The sequence below is a fragment of the Gordonia sp. NPDC058843 genome (assembly GCF_042743165.1).
In the GTDB taxonomy this organism is placed as follows: domain Bacteria; phylum Actinomycetota; class Actinomycetes; order Mycobacteriales; family Mycobacteriaceae; genus Gordonia.
Genome location: NZ_JBHYNC010000011.1, coordinates 43,506 through 69,365, shown reverse-complemented (window position 1 = coordinate 69,365; position 25,860 = coordinate 43,506). Strand labels below are relative to the sequence as shown.

At 68.1% G+C, this 25,860-nt stretch carries 19 protein-coding genes and 1 riboswitch; of the genes, 9 read left to right on the top strand and 10 right to left on the bottom strand.

Annotated elements, in window-relative coordinates:
- Positions 1–17: 17 nt before the first annotated feature.
- Complete coding sequence (locus ACFW3F_RS10370; protein ID WP_388056926.1) at positions 18–458, top strand: hypothetical protein; 441 nt, start codon at positions 18–20, stop codon at positions 456–458.
- Between the two features lie 13 nt (positions 459–471).
- Here the strand turns inward: ACFW3F_RS10370 and glpK are convergent, their stop codons facing one another.
- The gene (gene glpK / locus ACFW3F_RS10365) at positions 472–1,959 is read right to left on the bottom strand and encodes a glycerol kinase GlpK (RefSeq protein ID WP_388057027.1); all 1,488 of its coding nucleotides are present in this window, start codon (positions 1,957–1,959) and stop codon (positions 472–474) included.
- Positions 1,960–2,035: 76 nt separating this feature from the next.
- Here glpK and glpD point away from each other — a divergent pair, with 76 nt between their 5' ends.
- Entirely contained in the window at positions 2,036–3,778 is a 1,743-nt protein-coding gene (gene glpD, locus ACFW3F_RS10360; RefSeq protein ID WP_388056924.1) for a glycerol-3-phosphate dehydrogenase, read from the top strand.
- 87 nt (positions 3,779–3,865) lie between these two features.
- The gene (locus ACFW3F_RS10355) at positions 3,866–4,288 is read left to right on the top strand and encodes a pyridoxamine 5'-phosphate oxidase family protein (protein ID WP_388056922.1); all 423 of its coding nucleotides are present in this window, start codon (positions 3,866–3,868) and stop codon (positions 4,286–4,288) included.
- Between the two features lie 31 nt (positions 4,289–4,319).
- On the opposite strand, the gene ACFW3F_RS10350 is transcribed toward ACFW3F_RS10355, so the two are convergent.
- Together ACFW3F_RS10350 and ACFW3F_RS10345 are read right to left on the bottom strand one after the other, a co-directional pair.
- On the bottom strand, positions 4,320–5,111 hold the full coding sequence (locus ACFW3F_RS10350; RefSeq protein ID WP_388056920.1) for a DNA-formamidopyrimidine glycosylase family protein: 792 nt from the start codon (positions 5,109–5,111) through the stop codon (positions 4,320–4,322).
- An 8-nt stretch (positions 5,112–5,119) separates the two neighbouring features.
- Positions 5,120–9,733 (bottom strand): ATP-dependent helicase, encoded by a 4,614-nt coding sequence (locus tag ACFW3F_RS10345; protein WP_388056918.1) that lies wholly within the window; start codon positions 9,731–9,733, stop codon positions 5,120–5,122.
- Between the two features lie 61 nt (positions 9,734–9,794).
- Positions 9,795–9,895: riboswitch (cobalamin riboswitch) on the top strand.
- A 59-nt stretch (positions 9,896–9,954) separates the two neighbouring features.
- On the opposite strand from ACFW3F_RS10345, the gene ACFW3F_RS10340 reads away from it, so the two are divergent.
- The 4 genes from ACFW3F_RS10340 to ACFW3F_RS10325 all read left to right on the top strand — a co-directional run bounded on the left by ACFW3F_RS10340 (position 9,955) and on the right by ACFW3F_RS10325 (position 12,915).
- Positions 9,955–10,191, top strand: coding sequence for a CbtB-domain containing protein (locus ACFW3F_RS10340; RefSeq protein WP_010841933.1), 237 nt, complete (start codon positions 9,955–9,957; stop codon positions 10,189–10,191).
- A 41-nt stretch (positions 10,192–10,232) separates the two neighbouring features.
- Positions 10,233–11,066, top strand: a complete 834-nt coding sequence (locus ACFW3F_RS10335) for a CbtA family protein (RefSeq protein WP_388056916.1) — start codon at positions 10,233–10,235, stop codon at positions 11,064–11,066.
- Between the two features lie 14 nt (positions 11,067–11,080).
- Complete coding sequence (locus ACFW3F_RS10330) at positions 11,081–11,572, top strand: histidine phosphatase family protein (RefSeq protein WP_388056914.1); 492 nt, start codon at positions 11,081–11,083, stop codon at positions 11,570–11,572.
- A gap of 116 nt (positions 11,573–11,688) precedes the next feature.
- Positions 11,689–12,915, top strand: a complete 1,227-nt coding sequence (locus ACFW3F_RS10325; protein WP_388056912.1) for an acyl-CoA dehydrogenase family protein — start codon at positions 11,689–11,691, stop codon at positions 12,913–12,915.
- A gap of 21 nt (positions 12,916–12,936) precedes the next feature.
- On the opposite strand, the gene ACFW3F_RS10320 is transcribed toward ACFW3F_RS10325, so the two are convergent.
- Positions 12,937–13,272: a three-helix bundle dimerization domain-containing protein gene (locus ACFW3F_RS10320; protein WP_388056910.1), complete on the bottom strand. Its 336-nt coding sequence runs from the start codon at positions 13,270–13,272 to the stop codon at positions 12,937–12,939.
- Positions 13,273–13,409: 137 nt separating this feature from the next.
- On the opposite strand from ACFW3F_RS10320, the gene ppk2 reads away from it, so the two are divergent.
- Positions 13,410–14,243 carry a polyphosphate kinase 2 gene (gene ppk2 / locus ACFW3F_RS10315; protein ID WP_388056908.1) on the top strand — a complete coding sequence of 278 codons (834 nt, stop codon included), beginning with the start codon at positions 13,410–13,412 and terminating at the stop codon, positions 14,241–14,243.
- A gap of 62 nt (positions 14,244–14,305) precedes the next feature.
- Positions 14,306–17,086, top strand: coding sequence for a cation-translocating P-type ATPase (locus ACFW3F_RS10310; RefSeq protein ID WP_388056906.1), 2,781 nt, complete (start codon positions 14,306–14,308; stop codon positions 17,084–17,086).
- A 12-nt stretch (positions 17,087–17,098) separates the two neighbouring features.
- Here ACFW3F_RS10310 and ACFW3F_RS10305 read toward each other — a convergent pair whose 3' ends face one another.
- From ACFW3F_RS10305 to ACFW3F_RS10280, 6 genes are all read right to left on the bottom strand, one after another.
- On the bottom strand, positions 17,099–18,436 hold the full coding sequence (locus tag ACFW3F_RS10305; protein ID WP_388056904.1) for a diacylglycerol/lipid kinase family protein: 1,338 nt from the start codon (positions 18,434–18,436) through the stop codon (positions 17,099–17,101).
- Entirely contained in the window at positions 18,433–19,884 is a 1,452-nt protein-coding gene (locus tag ACFW3F_RS10300) for a hypothetical protein (RefSeq protein WP_388056902.1), read from the bottom strand. Before ACFW3F_RS10300 ends, ACFW3F_RS10305 begins: the two co-directional genes overlap by 4 nt.
- Before the next feature lie 22 nt (positions 19,885–19,906).
- Positions 19,907–20,335, bottom strand: a complete 429-nt coding sequence (locus ACFW3F_RS10295) for a hypothetical protein (protein ID WP_388056900.1) — start codon at positions 20,333–20,335, stop codon at positions 19,907–19,909.
- A gap of 179 nt (positions 20,336–20,514) precedes the next feature.
- Complete coding sequence (locus tag ACFW3F_RS10290) at positions 20,515–23,283, bottom strand: molybdopterin-dependent oxidoreductase (RefSeq protein WP_388056898.1); 2,769 nt, start codon at positions 23,281–23,283, stop codon at positions 20,515–20,517.
- Entirely contained in the window at positions 23,280–24,125 is an 846-nt protein-coding gene (locus tag ACFW3F_RS10285; protein ID WP_388057025.1) for an FAD binding domain-containing protein, read from the bottom strand. Before ACFW3F_RS10285 ends, ACFW3F_RS10290 begins: the two co-directional genes overlap by 4 nt.
- A gap of 181 nt (positions 24,126–24,306) precedes the next feature.
- The gene (locus ACFW3F_RS10280) at positions 24,307–25,803 is read right to left on the bottom strand and encodes an MFS transporter (protein ID WP_388056896.1); all 1,497 of its coding nucleotides are present in this window, start codon (positions 25,801–25,803) and stop codon (positions 24,307–24,309) included.
- Positions 25,804–25,860 lie beyond the last annotated feature (57 nt).

Sequence of the window (25,860 nt, the reverse complement as noted above, 5' to 3'; positions counted from 1 at the left end):
CGCAGACGGGGGGAGCCGTGCTGAGGCGCGTCGATCGGTTGCCCGGTGGCGTCGCCCGACTCGTCGACGCGGTCCCCGACGAGGATCTCACCGCGTGTCTGCACCTGCTCGTCGCGACAGTTCTGGACGTGACGGCGGTGTCGACGCCCGAGATCCGCGAGGTGATCGGCCAGTGGCGCCGGCAGGGCGGCGCGACGACGGCCGGCGTCGCACGACTCCGGCTCGTCGCGGCCCAGCACGACTTCGACGCGTTCGCGCATCAGCGTCGCGGCGACGTCGACGCTCAGCGCGACAGCTTCCGCCGTGCCCGGGCCGTCGACTGTGTGGTGGCCGCGATGGCGGCGTCCGCAACCGGAGGGTCGTCGCGCGAGGCGCTGCGCGAATCGGCTTACGAGGCCGCCGCAGCGCTCGGCGGAAGCGCCGGCGTGGTGGCCGTTCTCGCCGACCACGTGGTGTGAGGTGCCATCCCGGTCAGGTCAGGCCGAAGCTGTGCTCGACCGCCCGGTTCCATCCCGCGTAGAGGCGGTCGCGTTCGGCGGCGTCCATGCCCGGCTCCCACCGCCGGTCCTCGGCCCAGTTGGCACAGATGTCGTCCTCGCTCTCCCAGAAGCCCACCGCGAGGCCTGCCGCGTAGGCCGCCCCGAGTGCGGTCGTCTCGTTCACGACCGGACGCACGACGGGGACGTCCAGGATGTCGGCCTGGAACTGCATGAGCAGTTCGTTCACCACCATCCCGCCGTCGACCTTGAGTGTCGACAGTTCGACCCCGGAGTCGGCCTGCATCGCCTCGATGACCTCGCGCGTCTGAAAGGCGCTGGCCTCCAGCGCCGCTCGTGCGATGTGTCGCTTGTCGACGAACCGGGTGAGACCCACGATGACGCCCCGGGCGTCGGACCGCCAGCGCGGCGCGAAGAGTCCGGAGAACGCCGGGACGAAGTAGGCGCCGCCGTTGTCGTCGACTCCGGCGGCCAGCGTCTCGACGTCCGACGCCTGGGAGAACAGTCCGAGGTTGTCGCGCAGCCACTGGATGAGCGAACCGGTCACCGCGATCGAGCCCTCGAGCGCGTATCGCGCGGGCTGGTCGCCGATGCGGTAACAGACGGTGGTGAGCAGTCCGTGCTCACTGAAGACCGGTTCGGTACCGGTGTTGAGAAGCAGGAAGTTCCCGGTGCCATAGGTGTTCTTCGCCTCGCCGGGATGAAGGCAGGCCTGGCCGAAGGTTGCGGCCTGCTGGTCCCCGAGGATACCGGCCAGCGGGACGCCGGGAAGGGGGCCGTTGCCTCGGAGGGCGCCGAAATCGCCTGAGGAACTTTTGATCTCGGGCAGCATGGCCATCGGGATGCCCATCTCGGCACAGATCTCGGGGTCCCACTGCTGAGTTCGCAGGTCCATCAGCATCGTGCGGGAGGCGTTGGTGACATCGGTGACGTGCCGGCCGCCGTCGACGCCGCCGGTCATATTCCACGCCATCCAGGAGTCCATTGTGCCGAAGCACAATTCACCGTTCTCGGCACGCTCGCGCAGGCCGTCCACGGAGTCGAGGAGCCAGCGGGCCTTCGGGCCGGCGAAGTAGGTCGACAACGGCAGGCCGGTGCGATCGCGATACCGGTCCGTGCCGATGTCACCGGCGAGTTCGGTGCATAGGTCGTCGGTCCGCGTGTCCTGCCAGACGATGGCGTTGTGCACCGGTGTGCCGGTCTCGCGATCCCAGATGACGGTGGTCTCGCGCTGGTTGGTGAGGCCGCACGCGACGATGTCCTTCGCGGTCAGCTCGGCCGATGCGAGCGCGGCGGCGCCGACCCGCCGGGTATTGCGCCAGATCTCGGCGGCATCGTGTTCGACCCAGCCCGCACGCGGGAAGATCTGTTCGTGTTCGAGCTGTTCGACACCGACGACGCGACCCTTGTGATCGAAGATCATCGCCCGGGTCGAGGTGGTGCCCTGGTCGATCGCTGCCACGTATTTGCCTGACCTACCCACGCCGGACAGTGTCGCACGCTGTCGGACCGTCGGAGATCAATTAGGCTCGGCAACCATGAACACCGAGTTCAACCCGGACCGGCCGGCCGACATGGGGCCCCTCTACCGCGCCGAGGCGTGGCGGAGACTCGGGGAGGAGCAGTTCGACGTCGTGGTCATCGGCGGTGGTGTGGTCGGTGTCGGCGCCGCTCTCGACGCGGCGACACGCGGCCTGCGGGTGGCGCTCGTGGAGGCGCGGGACATCGCCTCGGGCACGTCGAGCCGGTCGTCGAAGATGTTCCACGGCGGGCTCCGCTATCTCGAACAACTCGAATTCGGTCTCGTACGTGAGGCTTTGCGCGAACGCGAGTTGTCGCTGCGATTCCTCGCGCCGCATCTCGTGAAGCCGTTGCCGTTCCTGTATCCGCTCACGCAACGTGTCTGGGAGCGGCCCTATGTCGGAGCCGGGATCTTCCTCTACGACCGGATGGGTGGCGCCAAGTCCGTTCCCGGACAACGCCACGTCACCAGGTCGGGCGCGCTGCGCGTGGCGCCCGCACTCAAGCGCAGCTCGCTGATCGGCGGGATCTGTTACTACGACACGGTCGTCGACGACGCGCGGCACAGCCTCACGGTCGCCCGTACCGCGGCCAACTACGGCGCGGTCATCCGGACCTCGACCCAGGTGACCGGCTTCCTGCGCGAGTCCGACCGGGTGCTCGGAGTCCGGGTGCGCGACACCGAGACCGGCGATGTGACCGAGATCCGCGCCCATTGCGTGATCAACGCCGCGGGGGTGTGGACCGACGAGGTGCAGGCACTGTCCAAGCAGCGCGGGCATTTCAAGGTCCGGGCCTCCAAAGGCGTGCACATCGTGGTACCGCGCGACCGCATCGTCAGCGAGACCGCGATCATCCTGCGCACCGCCAACTCGGTGCTGTTCGTCATCCCGTGGGAGACGCACTGGATCATCGGGACCACTGATACCGACTGGAACCTCGACCTCGCGCACCCGGCCGCCACCCGCTCCGACATCGACTACATCCTCGAGCGCGTCAACGAGGTCCTGGTGGCCAAGCTGAACCACGATGACATCGAAGGCGTCTACGCGGGCCTCCGGCCGCTGCTGGCGGGCGAGGACGACGAGACATCCAAACTGTCGCGCGAGCACGCCGTCGCCACGGTCGCACCGGGACTGGTGTCGATCGCCGGCGGCAAGTACACCACCTACCGGGTGATGGCCGCCGACGCGGTCGATGCGTGCAATGACTTCATCCCGACCCGGGTCGCACCGTCCATCACCGAGCGCGTCCCGCTGCTCGGCGCCGACGGGTATTTCGCACTCATCAACCAGTGTGAACACCTCGGGCAGCGGTTCGGGTTGCATCCATACCGGATTCGGCGCCTGCTCAACCGATACGGCTCGCTGATCGATGATGTCCTCTACTACGCCGACGGGGACAAGAGTCTCCTGCAGCCGATCGCCGCGGCGCCGCAGTATCTGCGTGTGGAGGTGGTGTACGCGGCGGTCAGCGAGGCCGCGCTGCATCTCGAGGACGTACTGGCCCGCCGGACCCGCATCGCGATCGAGTACTCACATCGAGGTGTCGACTGCGCCGACGAGGTCGCCGACCTGCTCGCACCCCTGCTCGGGTGGACCACCGAGCAGCGCGACTTCGAGGTCGAGACCTACATAGCGCGCGTGGAGGCCGAAGTGGCCTCGCAACAACAGCCCGACGACGACTCCGCCGATGCCCTGCGCGCCGCGGCACCCGAGGCCCGAGCCGAGATCCTGGAGCCGGTGCCCGTTCCGAAGTGACGGTGGCTCCAGTCAAGTCGGGACGTTGGCCTCTGTCTCTGCCCCTCGATCGCGCGGCACGATGGGGTGGGGGAGAAGGAGACGATCATGGTCGACGAATCGGTTCGGGTACTCACCCCCGACCAGGCCTGGGATCTATTGGGAGCCGCTGAGCTCGGTCGGATCGCGTTGAGCGTCAACGATCAGCCCGACATCTTTCCGGTGAACTTCCATGCGACCGATGGCCGCATCTTGTTGCGTTCCGGCGAGGGCACGAAATTGTCGGAGCTGGCGGTGAATTCACAAGTGGCATTCGAGGCCGACGGACACACCGACGCCGACGGGTGGAGTGTGGTCGCCAAGGGGACGGCGCGGATCCTGGAGTCGTTCCATGAGATCGAGGCGGCCGACCAGCTGCCGTTGCGGCCGTGGATCGCCACGATGAAGTACAACTACGTGGAAATCGCGGTTGACTCGATCACCGCCCGCTGGTTCGAATTCGGGCCCGAGCCGGTGCGCTACCCGGCGTAGAAGCCCCTGACCCGACGATGTCACTGTCGGATCAGTTCTGACACCGAGGGCACCAGTAGATCGATCGCTCTCCTCCGGTCGATTCGAGTTCGCCGCGCTTCACCGGCGTGGCACAGCGCCGACAGAGCCGACCGTGGCGTCCGTAGACCCACATCCGCGCATTGGGCGAGGTGTTGCCCGTGGTGGTGCGCGCCGACCGCATCCGGTTGGCCCACAACAGGCGTCGGCTCAAGTCCACGACGGGCCCGAGGTCGACGTCGCGGACGGGCCGGGTCGGCAGGACCCGTCGGAGGAAGCAGATCTCGCTGCGAAAGACGTTGCCGATCCCCGCGATCAGCCGTTGGTCGAGTAACGCCGCACCGATGGTCGCGTCCGGCTGCGACGCGAGGCGCCGAATCGCCTCGTCGCGATCGAAGTCCTCGGCGAGGAGGTCGGGTCCGAGGTAGGCGAGCGCGGCGTCGGGGTCGGCGAGCAGTTCGAGGACTCCCAGGTCGAAACCCACCGCCTCGTGGTCGGCCGTCCGCAGGACCGCGCGGGCCTGATACGCCGGGCGCCGCCAGCGTTGTCCCCGCGGGTGGACGTGCCAGGCGCCCTCCATCTTCAGATGCGAGTGGATGCTCACCGCGTCGCCGATGCCCGGACGGCTCTCGGCGACGTCGATCAGCAGGTGTTTGCCCACCGAGCGAACCGCCAGCACCTCGCGTCCGGAGAGGTCCGCGGTCGCCAGTGACGGGATGCGGAAGTCCGATGACTCGAGTACCCGGCCGGCAAGCCCGGCCCGTAGACGTGCCGCGGCGGCGAAGACGGTGTCGCCCTCAGGCATGGTCCCCCTCAGGCATGATCACCGAACCGTAGGCGGATGCCGCGCGGGGTCGTCGAGAATCCGGCCTCGACGAGCACTTTGCCGAAGTCGGTGGCGCGGACGGGCTCCGAGTCGATGTGATCGATCGTCAGGCGCGAGATCCGGCCGCGCCGGACCAGCGCGACCAGCGCGCCGGCGGCCGACTCGAGCCGCGGGATCGAGTCGCTGAACGTGAGCAGCGTCTTGCCGCCGCGCTCGACGAAACACACCAGTTCGCCGTCGACCAGCACCACCAGCGCCCCCGGCTTGCGGCCCGGGCGGTGTCCGGCCTCGGTGTCGCGGGACGGCGGCCATTCCAGGGCGGCCCCGAAAGGGTTGGCCGGGTCCGTGGCGGCCAGCACCGTCGCCTCACGCGGCGGTTTGCGATCGGGGAGCGCATGGCGCCGCAACTCGTCGACCGTGGCAGGTGAGGCGAACTGCGCCCCACCGAGCCCGTCGACGTAGTAGCCGCGCCGGACGTGTCCGTTGTCCTCGAAGACGGTGAGCGCCTTGTAGACCCGCGCGAAGCCGCCGGTGACCTCCTCCGAGACGACGCTGCCGCGTGTGATCACGCCGTAGCGGGTGAGCAACTGATCGCAGAGGCCCTGGGTGGCGATCGTCGGTTCGGTCGAGGGATGGTCGAGGGCGAACCAGCGCCCGCTCGCCGTCGGAGACACCGGCGGTGACGTGGCGTGTTCGCTCAGGTACCGGGCCGACAGACGGCCGGCGCGGAGCCGGGGTGCGCGTCCGCGGGCCCGATGCGCCGGGGCCGAACGGGGTGTGGACGGGTTGCGCCGCGGCTGCAGCAGGGCCCGGAGGGGCGCGAAGCTGTCGTTGCTGACCTGTCCCGCCCACACGAGATCCCACAGGGCGCTCTCGACGTCGGCGGCCGGCGTGGTGGTGCCGGTGCTGATGTCGGCGGCGATCTGCGGGAAGCGCAGTGCGCCGCCGGGTTCGAGTGCGGCGACGACCCCGTCGTGCACCGGGGTCGTGTCGATCTCGTCGACGTCGGGCAGCGTGAGCGCGGCGACGTCCGCCGGGTGCAACGCCACCCAGCCGTCGGAGTTACCGATCCGGCCGTGTCCGGACCAGATCACCTCACCGGCACTGAGCAATTCGTCGAGCATGGGAGGTGCGTAGTCGGAGATGCGGGCCGGCAGGATCAGCGACTCCCACGCCGATGCCGGGAGCGGAAACCCGGCCAGCTGGTCGATGACCGTCGCGACTCCGTCCACCCCGCGGAGTCGCGTGGCCGGTGAGGCGTGCTGCCAGTCGACGAGGAAACGGGTGAGCACGTCGGTGCCGACCGGTGCCACCTCGGCGCGGCTCGCGGCCAGCGAGCCACGGCGGATCTGACCCAGCACGTCGGTGTGACACCACTGGCCCTCCCGCGGGGTGGTGTCGCCGTTTTCGGGCAGGAAATCACCCTCGACGACGCGTCGCTCTGTTGCGAGGCGGTTGAGGGTGTCGCGCACGACCCCGGTCGCGATGCCCAGGGCCGTGGAGGCCTCGGTCACGGTGAACGGGCCGTGGGTGCGGGCGAACCGGCCGATCAGGTCCCCGACCGGATCGGGCACCGGTTCGAGGTAAGCCGCGGGGATACCCAGCGGTGCGGGAACCCCCAGGGCGTCGCGGAGCCGGGCGGTGTCGTCGATGGCCGCCCACAGGGCGCGGGCGTTGTGGTTCACCGAGATGATCTGCCCGGTGCGATGCAGTTCGGTGAGCACTTCCGGCGCCGGGTGGTCGCCGCGGTACCGGGCCTCGACCTCCTCGGTGGTGAGCGGACCCAGCCACCGCAGCAGGTCCACGACGTCTTCGGCGTCGCGCGCCTGACGTTCGGGAGACAGTCGCTGGAGCCGGGCGATCACCTCGGCGATGACGCCCGGGTCGAGTAGTTCTCGTAGGTCGACCCGCCCGAGCAACTGCGCGAGGAGGCTGGTGTCGAGGGAGAGCGCGGCCGCGCGGCGCTCGGCGAGCGGGGCGTCGTCGGCGTACATGAACGCCCCCACGTACCCGAACAGCAGCGACGCGGCGAAGGGTGACGGGCTCGGCGTCTCGGTCTCGACGATCCGGATCCGGCGCGTGCGGATCCGGTTCAGCAGATCGAGCAGGGCGGGGAGGTCGTAGACGTCCTGCAGGCATTCGCGGACGGCTTCGAGCACGATCGGGAAGTCGGGGAATTTCGAAGCGACGGAGAGCAATTGCGCACTGCGTTGACGCTGCTGCCACAGCGGTGCCCGCCGGCCCGGATCCCGGCGCGGCAACAGCAGTGCGCGCGCGGCACATTCACGGAACCGGGACGCGAACATCGACGAGTCGGCGAGACCGTCGGTCACGAGTTGCTCGACCTCGTCCGGGTCGAGGAGGAACACGTCGGCTCCGGGTGGGGCGTCGTCGGTGTCGGGCATGCGCAGGATGATGCCGTCGTCGGAGGCGGTGGTGGCGCCCTCGATACCAAGGGTCTCCAGCAGACGCTGCGAGATCGCACTCGCCCAGGGTGCGTGGACGCGTAACCCGTAGGGGGAGTGCAAGATCACGCGCCAGTCGCCGAGTTCGTCGCGGAACCGTTCGACGACCAGCGTGCGGTCGGTGGGCAGATGGCCCGTCGCCTCGCGCTGTTCGGCGATGAGCGTTGCGAGATTGGTGCGGGCGTTGTCGGTGAGTCCCAGCCTGTCCGCGTGGTCGTCGAGTTTCCCGGGGTCGGCGATCGCCCCGGTGAACGCACCGATCGCGGCCCCGAGTTCGGCGGGTCGGCCGATCGCGTCACCGATCCAGAACGGCAACCGGCCCGGCTGGCCGAACGCGGGGGACACCAGGACGCGGTCATGGGTGATGTCCTCGATCCGCCAGCTGGTGGCACCGAGGGCGAAGACGTCACCCACTCTCGACTCGTAGACCATCTCCTCGTCGAGTTCACCTACGCGAGTTGCCTTCTCGCCGACCATGAACACGCTGAAGAGCCCGCGGTCGGGGATCGAACCGCCCGAGGTGACCGCGAGCCGCTGGGCTCCGCGCCGGCCGGTGATCACGCCTGCGTCGCGGTCCCAGTTCACGCGTGGGCGCAACTCGGCGAACTCGTCGGACGGGAAACGGCCCGCGATCAGGTCGAGGGTCGCGTCGAACACGCCCCGACCCAGTTCGCGGTAGGGCGCCGCGCGCCGGACCACCTCGTACCAGTGGTCGACCTCGAGGTCGTCGATCGCGGCCGCCGCGATCGTCTGCTGCGCGAGGATGTCGAGCGGATTCTGCGGGACCTTGATCTCCTCGATCGCGCCGTCGAGCATCCGGCTCACCGTCACGGTGCAGTGCAGCAGGTCGGTGCGGTGTTTCGGGTAGAGGATGCCCTGGCTGATCTCGCCGACCTGGTGCCCGGCGCGACCGATCCGCTGCAGGCCACTGGCCACCGATGGTGGGGACTCCACCTGGATGACGAGGTCGACCGCACCCATGTCGATACCGAGTTCGAGTGAGCTGGTGGCCACCACGCAGGAGAGGCGGCCGGCCTTCAGGTCGTCCTCGATCTGGGCACGCTGCTCCTTGCTGACCGAGCCGTGGTGCGCGCGGGCGAGCACCGGCTCCGCGCCGGAGCTGGCACCGCTGCCCATCACGAACGCCGGGGCGCCGCCGGCGACCGACGGATTGCCGGTCGGCTCGGCCGGTTCGCCATGGCGTTCGGCGTGGATCTCGTTGAGCCGGGCGGTGAGTTTCTCGGCCAGCCGTCGGGAGTTGGCGAAGACGATCGTCGCGCGGTTCGCCTCGATCTGGTCGACGATCGAGGCCTCCACATACGGCCACAGCGAACCGGCGGTGGGGGAGAACGCGTCGTCCAGCGCGGCGGGGTCGGCATCGGACACCGGGGGCGGGATGTTGGCCATGTCCTCGACGGGAACGTCGACGCGCAGGTCGAAGGTCTTGTCGGCCTTGGGTTTGACCACCTGACACGGCGCGGCGCCGGAGAGGAACCCCGCGACGACCTCGGGTGGGCGGACGGTCGCCGAGAGTCCGATCCGCTGGGCGGGTGTGTCCAGCAACTCGTCGAGGCGTTCCAGGGTCAGTGCCAGGTGGGTGCCGCGTTTGGTCGCGGCCACCGCGTGCACCTCGTCGATGATGATCGCCTCGACGCCGGTGAGGCTTTCCCGCGCGGCCGAGGTGAGCATCAGATACAGCGACTCGGGAGTCGTGATGAGGATGTCGGGTGGGGTCTTGACCAGCGCGCGCCGGTCGGCGGCCGACGTGTCGCCGGAGCGCACGCCCACGGTGATGTTGGGCTCCGGGAGGTTCAGTTCCTGGGCGGCGCGGGTGATGCCGGTCAGTGGTGCGCGCAGATTGCGCTCGACGTCGACGGCCAGCGCCTTCAGCGGCGAGATGTAGACGACCTTGGTGCCGGTGGTGCGGTTGTCGGGGTCCGCGGCGAGCCGGTCGAGCGCCCACAGGAACGCGGCGAGGGTCTTGCCGGATCCGGTAGGGGCGATGACCAGTGTGTTCGCTCCGTCGGCGATCGAGGTCCAGGCACCCTTCTGCGCGGCGGTGGGCGAGGTGAACGCGCCCGAGAACCACCGTCGGGTGGGGGCGGTGAAGCGGTCGAGCACCGAAGCGCGGGGCATCTCTCCACTATGTCTCACGCGTACGACAGGACGCGGTATAGAGTCATCGCACGCCTGTACGGGGAATCCGGTGAGAGTCCGGAACGGTCGCGCCACTGTGAACGCTGCCCATCGACGCGGTCGACGTTTCGACGGTGACGGGGAGACGTGAGTCAGGATGCCGTGCCGGCGTGCACCAGATCCACGGACTCTCCGACGCGAGATCGGCGAAAGGACCCATCATGACAGCTCCTCGTACCACCGCGGTTGCACAGGCCGCACCGGCCCGTGCCCTGGCCGTACCGAACCTCTCGGTCGCAAGCACCGCCCTCTGGCTCAGCCTGACCGTGCTCCTGGCGGGTCTCGCCTACTACTTCCTCGGCTACGACCAGGGCGTGGTGTCGGTCTTCGGCTCCGACACCCACGTACACGAGTTCGTGCACGACGCCCGTCACTTCCTCGGCTTCCCCTGCCACTGAGTCGGCCTGAACCGACCACCCGACTCAGGAGTCAATTTCATATGGAGAAGAAGTTCATCGGCGCGGGCCTGCTGGCAGGTCTGATCGCCGGCGTCGTCTCGTTCGTGTTCGCCCGGATCTACCTCGAGCCCGTCGTCGGCAAGGCCATCGACTACGAAGGCGCGCGGTCCGAGGCCGAAGAAGCACTCGCCCACGCGGCCGAACCCGGCGGCCACTCCCATGGTGAAGGCGGTGAGGTCGTCAGCCGCGCCATGCAGGAGAACCTCGGTGCCGGCGTCGGGAACCTCGTTTTCGCCGTGTGCATGGGTGCGTTCCTCGCGGTCGCGTTCACGGTGCTCTGGAGCTACCTCGGCAACCGCTACCCGGCCATGGACCCGCGATCGGTGGCGGGGGCGCTCGGTGCGATCGGGTTCGTCGCGGTGTTCGGCGTGCCGTTCTTCGCCTATCCGGCCAATCCGCCCGCGGTGGGCGACGACGACACGATCGGGGAGCGGACCGGTGCCTTCCTGACGATCACCGTCGTCTCGGTGGTGCTCGCCATCGCGGCGGTGGTGCTGGCGTTGTGGCTGCGTCCGCGTATCGGCGGGCTGGTGTCCTCGGTCGCGGGAGCCGCCGCCTACCTCGTGGCGATCGCGATCACGATCGCGGTGCTGCCGTCGTACAGCGAGGTTCCCGAACCCGTTCGCAACGATGCGGGCCAGATCGTGTTCCCCGGATTCCCGGGCGATGTGATCGGGGACTTCCGCGTCTATGCCATCACCAACCAGGTCATCCTGTGGACTGTCCTGACCATCACCTTCGCCGTCCTGCTCGGAGCGCTGGCGAGGTCGTCGAAGGCCACCGACACCCGATCGGTCGGCGCTTCGCAGAACTGACGGCGGCTCGCCACATGCAGATCATCACCGCCGGGCGCACCGGTCCCAACCGATCGGTGCGCTTCGGCGGTGACCCGGTTCTGGACGAGCGTGGCCGCATCTCCGTTCTCGGCCTGGCCGCGTCGACGACCCGGTCGGTCGACGCCTGCGGACCGGAGTCGGCGACCCTGGAGACCGCCGAGCTGCTGGGCGCGGCAGGCTCGGTCGTCGACGACGAACTGCGGACCCTCGACGTCGGGGCGTGGACGGGGAAGTCGCCGGAGGAGATCGATCCCGTCGAACTCGGTGGGTGGTTCGCCGACCCGGACGCCCGGCCGCACGGGGGCGAGAGCGTCGCGGACTTCGTCGACCGCGTTCACGCCTGGCGTACCGCGCAGGCGGGGCTCGCCGACCGCTGCGTGGTGGTGGCGATGCCGGTGGCGCAAGCACTGCTGTGCAGGGACGCGGGACGGTTCTTCGCGCATGAGGTGCGCCCGGCGACCCTCTACACCTGCGATGATGCGTGAAAGGAACAGATTCGCGACCGCGTACCTAGACATCGGCAGTGACTCCTGACACAGTTGGGGACGACGAAACTGAAACATGTTCGCCCCCGGGCGGACACCGGTCTGGGAGTGTGGCGATGTTCGAGTGGTCCGACGAAGATCTGATGGTTCGGGACGCCCTGCGGGCGTTCATCGACAAGGAGATCCGGCCACATCTCGACGAGCTCGAGTCCGGTGTGCTGCCGCCCTACGACATCACCCGCAAGCTGCTGTCGAGCTTCGGCGTCGACGCGATGGCCAAGGACGCCCTCGAGAAGGAACTCGAGGCGGAGGCCAACGGCGAGAAGAAGAAGGCCTCCGGCGATGGCGGCGGCATGGGCGGATCGATGTTCATGATGGTCAACATCGAACTCGCGGGGGTCTGTCTCGGACTCGTCGCCTCCCTGGGTGTGAGCATGGGCCTGACCGCCTCGACCATCCGCGGCAAGGGCACGCTGGCCCAGAAGAAGCGGTGGCTGCCCGAACTGGTCACGATGGAGAAGGTCGGCGCCTGGGCGATCACCGAACCCGACTCCGGGTCGGACGCGCTGGGCGGCATGAAGACGACCGTCCGTCGGGACGGGGACGACTACATCCTCACCGGACAGAAGACGTTCATCACCAACGGCCCCTACGCCGACACGATCGTCGTGTTCGCCAAGCTCGACGACGGCAGCGGAATTCCGATGCGTGACCGCAAGGTCCTGTCGTTCGTCCTGGACAAGGGGATGCCCGGGCTGACCCAGGGCAAGGCGTTCAAGAAGATGGGCATGATGAGCTCGCCGACCGGCGAGCTGTTCTTCGACAGTGTTCGCGTCGGCAAGGACCGACTGCTGGGTGAGACCGAGGACACCGGTTCGGATTCGCGCGGTTCCGAGGGCGCCAAGGCCGGTTTCACCGCGGAACGGGTCGGGATCGCCGCGCTGTCGCTGGGCATCATCAACGAGGCGCAACGGCTGTCGATCGACTACGCGAAGAACCGCAAGCTCTGGGGTCAGGAGATCGCCCAGTTCCAGCTCATCCAGCTCAAGCTGGCCGAGATGGAGGTCGCGCGGATCAATGTCCAGAACATGCTCTTCAGTGCCATCGAACGTGGCAAGGCGGGAAAGCCGCTCAGCCTGTCCGAGGCCTCGGCGATGAAGCTCTACTCGTCCAAGGCAGCCACCGATGTCGCCATGGAGGCGGTCCAGCTGTTCGGCGGCAACGGTTACATGGCCGAGTACCGCGTGGAACAGCTTGCGCGCGACGCCAAGTCGCTGATGATCTATGCCGGCAGCAACGAGATCCAGGTGACCCACGTGGCCAAGGGCTTGCTGCGCGGTTGAGCATCACGGCGCCGGGCTGGTTCAGGCGACTTCGTCTGGCCGCGCCTCTGCCGCTTGCGGTGCGGTATCGGGTTTGTAGAGAATGCCTTGTCGGGGCTGTCGATCGAGGGTGACTTCGATCTCTCGGCGCGCCGCCTTCTCGATCAACAATGGCACGAAGACCCTGACCTTGCAGTCATCGAATCGGCCGTAGATGGCACGCACACGAGTGTTGATGTCATCAACGGCCACAACCGGAAACCGTGCGATCAGGCGGAGAATCACCTGTTCGACTTCGAGCGCCTCGTCAAGCCGAGCCATCACCTCAGTCTGTCGGAAATCGTCGGCGACCGCCGGTTCGTCACGGAAAAATTGCATAACGGTTGATGGGCGAGACGTGCCCGGGCGTGTCGGTGCGACAATTGCGCGTCCTGTTCGGCGGTAACTGCGCGGGCCGCCCGGTGGTGGCACAGAATGGCCGATGAGTATTACAGTCCAGCCACGGGAGCACGGCCATGCCTGATTCGACATCCTCCTCGGGTGAACTGCGTGGCCCGGGTCGCGACGGTTCCTCCCCTCCGATGTCGGGCAAGAAGTACCGCAAGCATCTCGAACCGCTGCATGCGGAACTGGTCGCGATGCAGGATTGGGTTCGCTCTAGCGGCGCGAAGGTCTGCATCGTGTTCGAGGGCCGCGACACGGCGGGCAAGGGCGGTGTCATCAAGGCGATCACCGCCAGGGTGAGTCCGCGGATCTTCCGCGTCGTCGCGCTGCCGGCTCCCACCGACCGGGAGAAGTCTCAGATGTACCTCCAGCGCTACATCCCGCATCTGCCTGCGGCCGGTGAGGTAGTCATCTTCGATCGGAGTTGGTACAACCGGGCCGGCATCGAACGGGTTCTCGGGTTCTGCACCGAGAACCAGGCACAGCAGTTCTTGGAACAGGTACCCACGGTGGAACGGTCCATGGTCGAGTCGGGGATCGTCCTGCTGAAGTACTGGCTCGAGGTCAGCGAGGAACAGCAGACCCTGCGCCTGCAGAGCCGAATCGACGATCCCCGCAAGATCTGGAAACTGTCGGGGATGGATCTGGCGTCGTACAGCCGCTGGTATGACTATTCGCGCGCACGCGACGAGATGTTCCGGTTGACCGACACCGGCTGGGCGCCCTGGTATGTCGTCTCCACCGACGATAAGAAGCGTGGCCGTCTGAACGTGATCGAGCACCTTCTCAGTCAGGTTCCCTATGCGCCGCTCAAACGCCCCGACATCGAGCTGCCCAAGCGACAGAAAGCGAAGGGCGACCAGCCGCCCGCGCAAGCCCTGCACTGGATTCCGACCCCGTACTGAGCCGGTCGACACCGCGGTCGAACAGATACGACATGCCGCACGACCCGAGGCAGGAGAGCTGGATGGCCACCGTACGCCCGTCGTCACCCCCGCGTGGCCGCGAAGAGGATGTCCCCGTACCGACATGGCACGTCCAGGAGGCTCAATCAGTCGTATCCGAACTCGGCTCCGACACCGCCGGCGGACTCTCGGCAGCCGAGATCGACGAGAGACGACAACGTTATGGGAGCAACGCGATCGCCGCCGAGCCGGCACCGTCGGCGGTCGCGCTCGTGCTGGTGCAGCTCAAGGATCCGATGAACCTGATGCTGATCGCCGTGGTGATCGTCAGCGTAGTCATCGCCGAGGTCTCGACTGCGCTCGTGGTGGCCGCGCTGGTGGTACTCAACCTGGTGCTGGGAACTCGGCAGGAGTTGAAGGCGCGTGCCAGTGTGGATGCACTGGCACGAATACAGGTCCCGCAGTCCCGCGTGGTCCGTGGCGGCACCCTACTGGAAGTGCCTGCGGTCGAACTGGTGCCCGGAGACATCGTCCAGCTCGAAGCCGGCGACCTGGTGCCGGCCGACGGGCGCCTGCTGCGCGCGGCAACGCTCGAGACCCAGGAGGCTGCGCTCACCGGCGAGAGTGCTCCGATCCCGAAGGATTCAGCGGCGCTCACCGATGCCGAGCTGGCGCTGGGTGATCGCAGCAACATGCTGTTCCAGAACACCTCGGTCACCCGCGGCACCGCGACGATGGTCGTCACGGAGACCGGGATGCGTACGCAGATGGGACAAATCGCGTCGATGCTGTCGGCGATCGCCCCGCAGCGGTCACCGCTTCAGCGTGAACTGGATTCGCTCACCAAGATCCTGGGCGTGATCGCGTGGACCGCGGTGGCGATCATCGTGGTGATCGGCCTGGTGCGCGGACAAGACCTGACGACTGTGATGCTCCTCGGCATCTCGATGGGTATCTCGGCGATACCCTCCGGCCTGCCGACCTTCGTCCAGGCGATGCTCGCTTTCGGGGCCCGACAGCTCGCCGATGCAAAGGCGGTCGTCAAGAATCTGACCGACGTAGAGACGCTTGGCGCGACGAGCCTGATCAACTCTGACAAGACCGGAACGCTGACCATGAACCAGATGATGGTGCGTTCGTTGTACTTCCACGGTCAGTGGTTCGCCGTCGACGGGGAGGGCTACAGCAAGACCGGGAGCATCACCCAGGCGGCGGGAGGTGCGGTTCCAGACTTCACCATGCTCGCATACGGCCTGTGCCTCGACAGCGACGCTACGGTGTCGGACACCGGTGATGTCATCGGTGATCCGACCGAGGCGGCACTGATCGTGCTGGCGGCGAAGATGGGGGTCGACGCCCCGCTCACCCGCCACACCTACCCGCGTCTCGCCGAGATCCCCTTCGACTCGGCCTACAAGTTCATGGTGACGTTCCATCGACTACCGGTCGACGGCACCGTTCACTTCGTCGAGATGGTCAAGGGCGGACCGGATGTGGTCCTGAACCGATGCCAGTCGGCTTTCCGCTCCGGGCGGGAGATGGTCCCGCTCGACGAGGTTCGGGCAGAGATCGAAGCGGCCAACGAGCAGATGTCGACCCAGGGTCTGCGAGTACTGGCGTTCGCCGCTCGCGTGCTCGACCGCTGGGACGACGAGGTTGCCGCCGATCCGATGTCGCTCGTCGACGACCTCGTCTTCGTCGGCATGGTCGGGATCATCGATCCGTTGCGCGCCGAGGCCGTCGATGCCGTCCGGACGGCGCATGCGGCCGGGATCGATGTGCGCATGATCACCGGCGACCACACGGGAACCGCGTCGGCGATCGGTGCGCAGTTGGGACTCGGTCCCGGGGCCATCAGCGGTACCGAACTCGCGGCGATGTCCGATGACGAACTGGCCGAGGCGCTTCCGCGGTTGCACGTCTTCGGGCGCGTCACACCGTCGGACAAACTCCGGCTCGCCGACGTGATGCAGCGGCAAGGCGCGATCGTGGCGATGACCGGCGACGCGGTGAACGACGCGGCTGCGCTGAAGAAGGCCGACATCGGTGTGGCGATGGGCTCGGGTAGTGAGGTCACCAAGCAGGCGGGCAAGCTGATCCTCACCGACGACAACTTCGGGACGCTGATCACCGCGATCCGGTTGGGGCGCAGCGTCTACGACAAGATCGTCGCCTACATCCGCTACCAGATGTCCAAGCTGTTCTCGCTGGTGCTCCTGTTCCTGGTCGCGAGCATCTTCGACATCAACGAGGGCGTCGCGCTGGCGCCGCTGATGGTGGTCTTCCAGCACTTCTTCATCACCCTGTTCCCGGTGATCGTGATCATGCAGGACCCGCCGGCGCCCGATCTGATGGCCAAACCACCGCGGGACCCGAAACAGCCGATCACGAATCGCGCGTCGTTCGTGCAGTGGTTCGCCTACGGGGTCCTGCAGTTCGCGGTGACCTTCGTCGCGATGATGGTGGCGCCCGGTCCGATGAGTCCGACCGAACCGAACGTCCCGATGACCATGGGCTTCGTCGTGCTGTCCTTGGGTTCGGTGTTCGCCGGGCTGGTCATGCGGCGCGATCCGGAGTCGGGCCTCACACCGCCGATCGTCAACGCCGTGAAGATCCTGTCGATCCCGATCATCGTCACCGTGCTCGCGGTGGAGCTCGGGTTCTTGCAAGACCTGCTGCAGACGACCTCGCTGACCGGCGGCCAGTGGCTCGCCTGCATCGGATGGTCGCTGATCATCCCCGTCGTGGTGGAGGCGGAGAAGCGGGTGCGGCGTCGCCGGAGTCCGGCGGTGTCCGCGATCTCGGCCGTGGAAGCGGTGGCACCCCGGCGAGCGCTTCGCTGACAGAACGGGCGGCTACGAGGCCCGATGTGGGTTCCACGCCAGGTACCACAACTGCAGCCAGTCCAGTTGTGGTGGCGCGACCCGGGTTTCGGGCCGGTGGCGGGGAACGCGCACGCGGAGTGCGCCGGGTGTGATGGTGCAACGGACCGGCGTCGTGAGCCGTAGCGATTCGCCGTCGACCCCGACGGGGATGGTCTCGGCGTCGGCATCGACGGTCACCTCGGTGGTGGTTCGCTGCACGAGTCCGCGGTCGTGGGTGCGCCGTAGCAGTCCGACCGCTTGCCGGGTGTCGGGCACCGAGACGGTGACGACCCCGAGACGTCCCTCGTCGATCCGGGTGCGACGGCCGAGCCCGGCCACGTCGTTGGTGGCGTAGGGGCCGTTGCTGACCAGGATCGCCTGGGGATCGTCGACGCCCTCGTCCCCGATGACCGCGCGCAGACCAGACCTCGCGCCTCGGCCCAGGAGGTCGGGGAGCATGCGTAACACCGTGCGCGTCTTGTCGTCTCGGTACTCGGGACTCTGCACGACTTCGGCGTAGATGCCGAACGACGCGTTGTTGACGAAGGGGCGACCGTTGATGTGACAGAGGTCGACCCGGAACTCGACACCGTCGCGCAGCGCGTCGAGGCACCGGCTCGGATCCTGGCGGTCCAGGCCCAGGTCGAGGGCGAAATGGTTCCGTGTCCCCGCACTGATGACCAGGAACGGTACCCCGGCCTCGGCGGCGACCCCCGCGACGAGTGCCTGGGTGCCGTCACCGCCCGCGACACCGAGCAGGTCGGCGCCCCGCGCCACCGCGTCCCGCGCGAGCCGGGCCACGTCGATCTCCTCCGGCCCGCTCAGCAGCGTGACTTCGACGCCCAGGTCCTCGGCCTTGCGCTGCAGGTCGAACCGGACGACCTTGCCGCCCCCCGATCGCGGATTCATGATGACGAACGGACGGTGGACGTCGCGTGCCGGATGTTCGGGCATCAGGGAGTCGGCGCGGGACGGTCGCAGTGCGCGCCGGCCGCATCCGACCGCGGCCGCCGCCAGCAGTGCGGCCACGATCACGACCCAGAGTTGACGCTCGCGGACGAGGAACACCACGAGTACCACCACCGGCAGCACGGCGAGGGCGGCCGAGACCACGCGGAGGACCCCACGGCTGACGAGGAACCAGTACATCGCGGCGACGATGACGACGACACAGGCGCCGCAGATGAGCACCAGGCCCACCAGTCGTAGGACGCCGGCGGCGGCCACCGGCAGCACGATCGCGGCGACGGCCAGTGCCATCGCCGCGCGTGCCCACCACCGACGCGTGGTGGGAGGTGCGGTCGCCGCCGCGACCGAAGCCTGACTCATACGGTCTCGACCGACGGCGCCGTCTGAGCCGGGGCCGTCTGAGCCGGGACCTCCTGATCCGGCGGCCTCGGATTCTCGGCCCGGTACGTCGCCGGCCTGATCGCGAGTTCGAGAACCAGCAGAGCGAGAAGCCCGACGATGGCGATGAGGAGGACCACCAGCCCGGTGGGGTAGTTCCAGAACACGAGGAGCAGTGCGGCGATGCCGACGATCGCGCTGCGCAGCGCGATACGTGCGCGGAACAGGCTCTCCTCGATGGCATTCGGTGGTCGCGACCGGCGCATCCGCTGCACGGAGTCGAGCCCTTGGCCGAATCCACGCCGAACCGCTGCGGCCGAGGCGGAACCGCCCAGCAGGTAGGCCCCGACCGCGACGACGAGGCCGAGGACCGCCACGGCACGCAGTGCCAGGCGCAACGGGTCGAGCACCGTGTCGATGGCGGCTGTCGCAGCGTCCGGGGCGAGGACATCGGGAGGCATCGCGTCGAGATACAGTGCCCGGCCGATCAGCAGCCCGATGGCCAGGACGAGCATGGCGAGGACCAGTGACAGTCCGGCGAGCGAGAGTGCCCGCAGACGCCGGCCGCGTGGGGCGACAGCGACGGCGGCGAACACGAGCGCGATCGTCAGCCAGGGCAGGACGTCGGCCGCGGTGTCGAGTGTCGAGACGGCGCGTTGGGCGCGGACGAGTTCGGGTGAGCGGAAGAGGACGAACTCTTCGTCGACAGCCGGGATCTTCTCGGCGAAGGTGAAGCCCCGATCCAGCAGGCGTGCCTTGACGTTGTCGATCACGGTGCCGAGCGAGATGCTCACCGTCCCGGAGTCGTCCACGGTCACCGACGACGGTCCGACGTCGCCGGTCACGACCGCGACCAGGGATGTGTGTGCGGCTCGATTGGCCTGTAACCAGAGCGATTCGAACTGGTCGCTCGCGACGAAGGACGACACGGTCTGCTGGACGAACCCGCGCGCCTGGCCTGCCAGCACCGGAGCGAGACCCTCGACCGCACGGTCGACGCGAGGCGCGTTCTCGGTGGCCGGCACTGCATCGGTCAGGGTCGTCAGCGCAGCTGCGGTGAGTGCCTCGACGTCGATGCGAGCGAAGATCTCGTCGGTGATCGTGTTCGAGATCTCCGCTTGCACAGCGGGATTCGAGGCGAGTGGGGCGACGGTGCTGACGTAGCGGTCGGTGTCGAGGATCTCGCCGCGGACGAACCGCGACGTGACCGAGGTGATGGCGAGGAGCGCGACGAGGACGCACAACACTGCGACCGCGGCCCAGCGCCACCGGTGTCTCGATGGGGAATCGGATGGCGAGGCCGGTGGTTCGCCATCGGCCGCTTCGCGCAAGCGCGCGACTTCGGCCCGTAACCGTTCGAGCTCGGCTCGCTCGGGGTCGGTGATGCCGTCGCTGTGCGCGACACCCGGTCCGTCGGTGTCCGTGGTCATCTCGACCCGTATCCGCTGAGATCTACCGGTACTCGGCCTTCGGCTGCCACGTGGACACGGCCCAGATGACCACGATGTCGAGAGCGATGATCAGGATCGACCACCACGGGTAGTAGGGCAACCACAGGAAGTTCGCGATGATCGACAGACCGGCGATGACGATCGCGGTGAACCGCGCCCAGGTGGCGCCGGTCATCAGTGCGACGCCGACGATGACCATGACGACGCCCAGGACGACGTGGATCCAGCCCCAGGTGGTGAAGTCGAGCTTGTAGACGTACTCCACGCCGCGGACGAAGACCTCGTCCTCGGCAACCGCGGCGATCCCCTGGGCGAGCTGGATGACACCGAGGACGGTCAGGATGATCGCGGCTCCGATGGAGGTTCCCGCGGCGATGCCCTGACTGACGGGTGGACGATCGTTCTCGTGGATGGGAGCGGTGTGAGTCATGATGACGCCCTTCTCTGGACAGCTCTGACGTTGGACAACACGTACAGGGAGGAGTGTCCTACCAGTGATGTCGCCCCGCAAGCGTTCGGCGGAGAGCGGGCGCAGATTTGTGACAATCACGCCGCTGAATCGAAACGGCTTTGTCCCACAATGCCTTACGCACAGCTAACGACGTCCGATCACACCGCATCCCGGCAGAGCCGCCAGATCCGGTCTCGCGACATCGGCGTCTCGACTGGTCGGTTCCCGAGTGCGCGGCGGATCGCGTTCGCGAGCGCCGGCGCAACCGGATTGTAGGGCGATTCGCTCATCGACTTGGCGCCGAAAGGCCCCAATTCGTCGCTGGTCTCGGCAAAATGGACCTCCGTGATCGGGACGTCGGCCATCTGTGGCACGCGGTATGTCCGGAAGACGTTCGTCACCGGCCGCCCGTGCTCGTCGATCATGATCTCCTCGTACAGTGCTGTCCCGATGCCCTGTGCGACACCGCCTTCCACCTGACCGCGGCACTGCTCGGGATTCATCACCGTGCCGGCGTCGGCCGCGTGCACCGACTGCAGGATGCGCACGGTGCCCGTCTCGGTGTCGACCGCGACCCGGAACGCCTGCACGTTGAACGCGATGGACCGCATCTCGCCGCGTTCGGCGCCCGCGGCGACGGCGCGCGGTCCGGCGGGGTGATCGACCCGATTCGCCGGATCGACGGCACCGATGAGGTCGCCGAACCCGACGATCCGGCCGTCGACGAGCGCGCCGTCGGCGACGAGCGCGACCTGTGCCGGGTCGGTCCCGGTGAGCGTTGCCGTGGCGCTGACGAGGGCGTCGCGCAGTGCGAGACAGGCCGAGTGGACGGCTTTTCCGGCGACGGTGGTGCCGGCCGAGGCGAATGCCCCGGTGTCGTGGGTGACGGCGTCGGTGTCGCCGTGCCACAACGAGACCCGGTCGAGCGCGGTCGACAGGGCGGTGGCGACGATCTGGGCGTGGACTGTGGTGGTGCCGTTGCCGAACTCGGCGGTCCCGACGGCCACGTGGTAGGTGCCCGCGGCGTCGACGGCGACGGTGACGTCGGCGAAGTGCCCGCGCGGGGCCATCGTGGCGATGGCGGAGATGGCCATGCCCTCACCGACCCGCCAGCGATCCCCAGACGGTGCCGCGACACCGTTGCCTCGACGGAGAGCCTCGTCGGCGAGGTCGAGACACTGGTCGAGGCCGTAGCTGCCGTAGACCAGGTCGACTTCGGGTTCGGCGCGCGCGATGAGGAGCGGATCACCGTCGGCGACCGCGTTGCGTCGCCGGAACTCGAACGGATCGATGCCGAGTCGGATGGCGAGCTCGTCCATCGCGCTCTCCACGGCGAAGACCACCTGGCCGAGGCCGTAGCCGCGGAAGGCGCCCGAGGGCGGGTTGTTCGTGTAGACGACCTCCGCGTCGAGTCGCTTGACCGGGCAGTTGTACACCGACACCGATTCCGCGCAGGCGTGGAACATCACGCCGATCGCATGGTTGCCGTAGGCGCCCGTGTCCGACAACAGGTTGACGCGCAGGCCCGTGAGCTTGCCGTCCTCGTCGGCACCGACATCGACGGTGACCCGCATCGGGTGCCGGAAGGTGGTGCGGGTCAGCTCATCTGTGCGGGTCATCCCGTATGCGCAGGGTCGGCCGGTACGGAGTACGGCGAGGGCGACGAGGTCCTCGGTCAGCATCTCCTGCTTGCCGCCGAATCCGCCGCCCACCCGGGCACTGAAGACCCGGATGCGATCCGGCGGAAGGTCGACGAGGAGCGCGAGTTCGTCACGGACGAGGAACGGGACCTGCGTGCTGGTGCGGATGACGAGGCGTCCGTGCTCGTCGATCCACCCGATCGAACCGTGTGTCTCCAACTGGGCGTGCGAGACCCGTCCGCTGGACCAGGTTCCGTGCACGGTCGACGACGACGCGGCGAGTGCGGTGTCGATGTCCCCGCCGAAACCCTCGTGGAAGGTGGCGACCACGTTGCGGTCGGCCTCCGCGACGCGATCGGCCGGGGTGCGGTCGGGATGGAGCAGCGGTGCTCCGGGGGTCCTCGCCTCCTCTGGGTCGAACACCGCGGGGAGTACCTCGTAGGTGATGTCGATCAGAGCCAGCGCCTGGTCGGCGACGGCCGGGGACGACGCCACCACCGCGGCGACCCGCTGACCGACGAATCGCACGACCGGGTCGAAGACGAGGGTGTCGTCGGGATCCTCGAGGCGGTTCTGATGACGCCCGGTGGAAAACCTCGGGGTCGAGACGTTCTCATGGGTCAGGATCAGCTCGACACCCGGCAGCGCGGCCGCGTCGGTGGTGTCGATGGCAGTGATCCGCGCGTGCGCATGCGGTGATCCGAGCACATGGATGTGCAACGTCCCCGGCGTGGGAACGTCGAAAGTGTATGGCTCGGTGCCGGTCACGACTCGCCGGGCGGCGAGCGGATTGACCGACGTGCCGACGAGCGGGCCGGGTTCGGTGGGGCGAGGGGCGGTGGTGGCGGCGTCGGCGGGTGCGACGGCCGCGGTGATCGCATCGCGGATGGAGCGGTAACCGGTGCAGCGGCAGAGATTTCCCTTCATCCGCCGTGGCAGGTCGGGGAGATGCTCGGCGGTGACGGTGGACGCGGTCACGATCATCCCCGCGGTACAGAACCCGCACTGGAACCCGAAGTTGTCGACGAAGGACTGCTGGACCGGGTGCAGATCGTCCGGGGTGCCGAGCCCGGAGACCGTCGTCACCGACTTCCCGGCGACGCGCTGAGCCGGGAAGATGCAGGAGTGCACCGGCTCTCCGTCGACGAGTACCGAGCAGGCACCACAATCCCCGGCGTCGCACCCCTTTTTGACCTCGTAGTGGGCGTGTTCGCGCAGCAGCATCCGAAGGCACTGTCCCGCAGCGGGTTCGGCGTCGATTTGCTCGCCGTTGATCTCGAATCTCATGCGCCGGCCCCGAATCCCACGTGGTTCATGTCGTCCATCGGCGCCAATTCCGTCCGGATCTCCTCGCCCAGGACCGCCGAGACGCCGCGGCGCCAGTCGGCCGAGCCCAGCGGGTCGGTGTAATAGCCGCTCGCTGCGACGATGTCGTCGTGGAGTGCATCCCGGGTCGGCAGGCCGGGGTAGCGCAGGACCGTCGGCCACTCGGTGGCCGCGGTGATCCCGAAGGTGGCGGTGCCGTCGTCGTCGACCCGGCCGGTCACCACCGCACCCGAGCGACCGAGTTCGGCAAGGGCGATCGTGCGCACCCCGGTGCGTGCGCGCAGGGCGTGGCCGGGGAAGTCGATGGCGCGCAGGACCTCTCCAGGTCCGAGTAGGTTGATCCCGTTGCCGATCACGAGCTCGGACACGGGCAGATCGCGGTCGGTGCCATCGGGATGCCACACATGGGCTGTCGCGTCGAGTCCGACCGCGAGGGAGACCATCGACGCGGCGGCGAACGATCGGCAGATGTTGCCGCCGACCGTGGCCATGTTCCAGATCTTGAACGATGCCAGCAGAGCGTTGGCGCACTGCGCGAACATCGGATGGGCCACGAAGCCCGGACTCGGGGGGAGTGCGGCGAGCTCGGCGATGGTGCAGGTGGCCGCGATCCGCAGACCGCCCTCGGGTAGATCTTCTACAGGTGCCCAACCCATCTCGCTCAGGTCGACGAGGCCGGTGGTCGCCGGCTGCGGCTCGGAGAACACCCATGTGCCACCGGCGACGATCTGTTCGCCCGCTCCGGGGAATACCTCGTCGCGGGTGCGCGCGAACCGGTAGTGGGAGACGGCGGTGAGGTCCATCATCGTGCCTTGTCGAGGAGGCGGGGTGCAGCGGTGAGTGGCTTCCACCGTACGAGGCCGATGCGCGCGCCGGGGCGGATCGCAGAGATCGACGTCAGGAGAGGCACGGCGTCACGCTACGTGCATCCACCGCGGTGCGCATCTCGTGACCGACGAGCCGGTGCCCGACGTGGTCGCCGCGTCAGACCGGGGTTTCGGTGCTGCGTCCGTGTGCTGGGATGGCGAAGGCGACCACGGCGGCGACCACACTCATGACGAGGGCGATGCCCGAGGCCCACAGATACCCCTCGGCGGTGGGGACCGCGATCGCGGTCCCGTCGGCGGCGGGAACCGGGACCATCGACCACGTGAGCAGCATGCCGACCGCCGCGGCGGCGGTCGAGGTGCCGATGATCCGCATCAGCGCGTTGACGCCGTTGGATTCGCCGGTCTGCTCCACACTGACCGATTGCATGATCAAGGCCGGCATCGCCGAGTAGGCGATGCCGAGGCCTGCGCCGATGCAGCAGGCGATGACGAGCATGTGAATCCAGGTCAGGTCCCACGGCCCGGCGATCCCCACGATGAAGATCACGTATCCGACGCCGATGACGACCCCGCCCAGGGCGAGCGAGATCCGGGCGCCGAAGACGGCGTTGATGCGACCGCTGATGTGCGAGAACACGAACATGACCAGTCCGCTCGGGGCGAGGACCAGACTCGCGTGGACCATGTCGTACCCGAAACCGTCCTGGCTGTTCGTCGGGGCCATCAGCAACTGGATCGGGATGAGTTGCATGGCGTAGAAGGCGAACCCGGTCGCGACCGACGCCAGGTTCGTGAGGAGCAGCGGGCGCTTCCCCAGGATGCGGAGATCGATCAGCGGGCTGGCGCGACGGAGCTCGACGAGGACCCACACACCCAGGGATGCGACGAACCCGGCGAACAGACCGAGCGTGAGCGGATTCGACCATCCCCACTCGGCGCCCTTCGACAGCGGCAACAGCAGGCAGACGAGCAGAACGGTCAGGCCGAGTGCCCCGAGGGCGTCGAACCGGCCACCCGAGGGCTTGGCGGTGGACTTCACGGTCAGTGCGACGCCGACGGCGGCGAGCGTGGCGGCCCCGGCGCACGACCAGAACAGGGCGTGCCAGCTGACGTGCTGCGCGATGACGGCGGCGACGGGAAGGCCCAGGGCACCGCCGATACCGAGCGAGGCGCTCATGGTGCCCACCGACGAGCCGAGGTGCCGAGGCGGGACGATGTCGCGCATCACGCTGATGCCGAGCGCGACGATGCCGAAACCCAGCCCCTGGAGTCCTCGACCGATGATGAACAGCGGGAGGGACGTCGCGACCGCGCAGGCGACGGAGCCGATCGCGACGAACCCGAGACTCACCAGGATGGCGAGGCGTTTGCCGTACATGTCGCCGATCCGCCCGCCGATCGGGGTGGCGACCGCGCCGAGCAGCAGGGTGATGGTGATCGCCCACGTGGTGTCGGAGGCGTCGGCCTCGAGCAAGGCGGGGAGCTGGGGGATGAGCGGCACGATGATCGTCTGCATCAGCGCCACGACGATGCCGGCGAGGCAGAGCACCGCCACCGCAAGGCGGGGGTGGGGCTTCTCGGCAGCTGGATCAGGGGGTGGGAGGTCCGGAGTGCTGTCTGTCGTTCCGTCGGCGTCGGCGCGGCTGGTCATGCCGTCGCCCCGCTGGTTCCGCTCATCGATTGTTCACACCTCCGAACGATCAGGGTA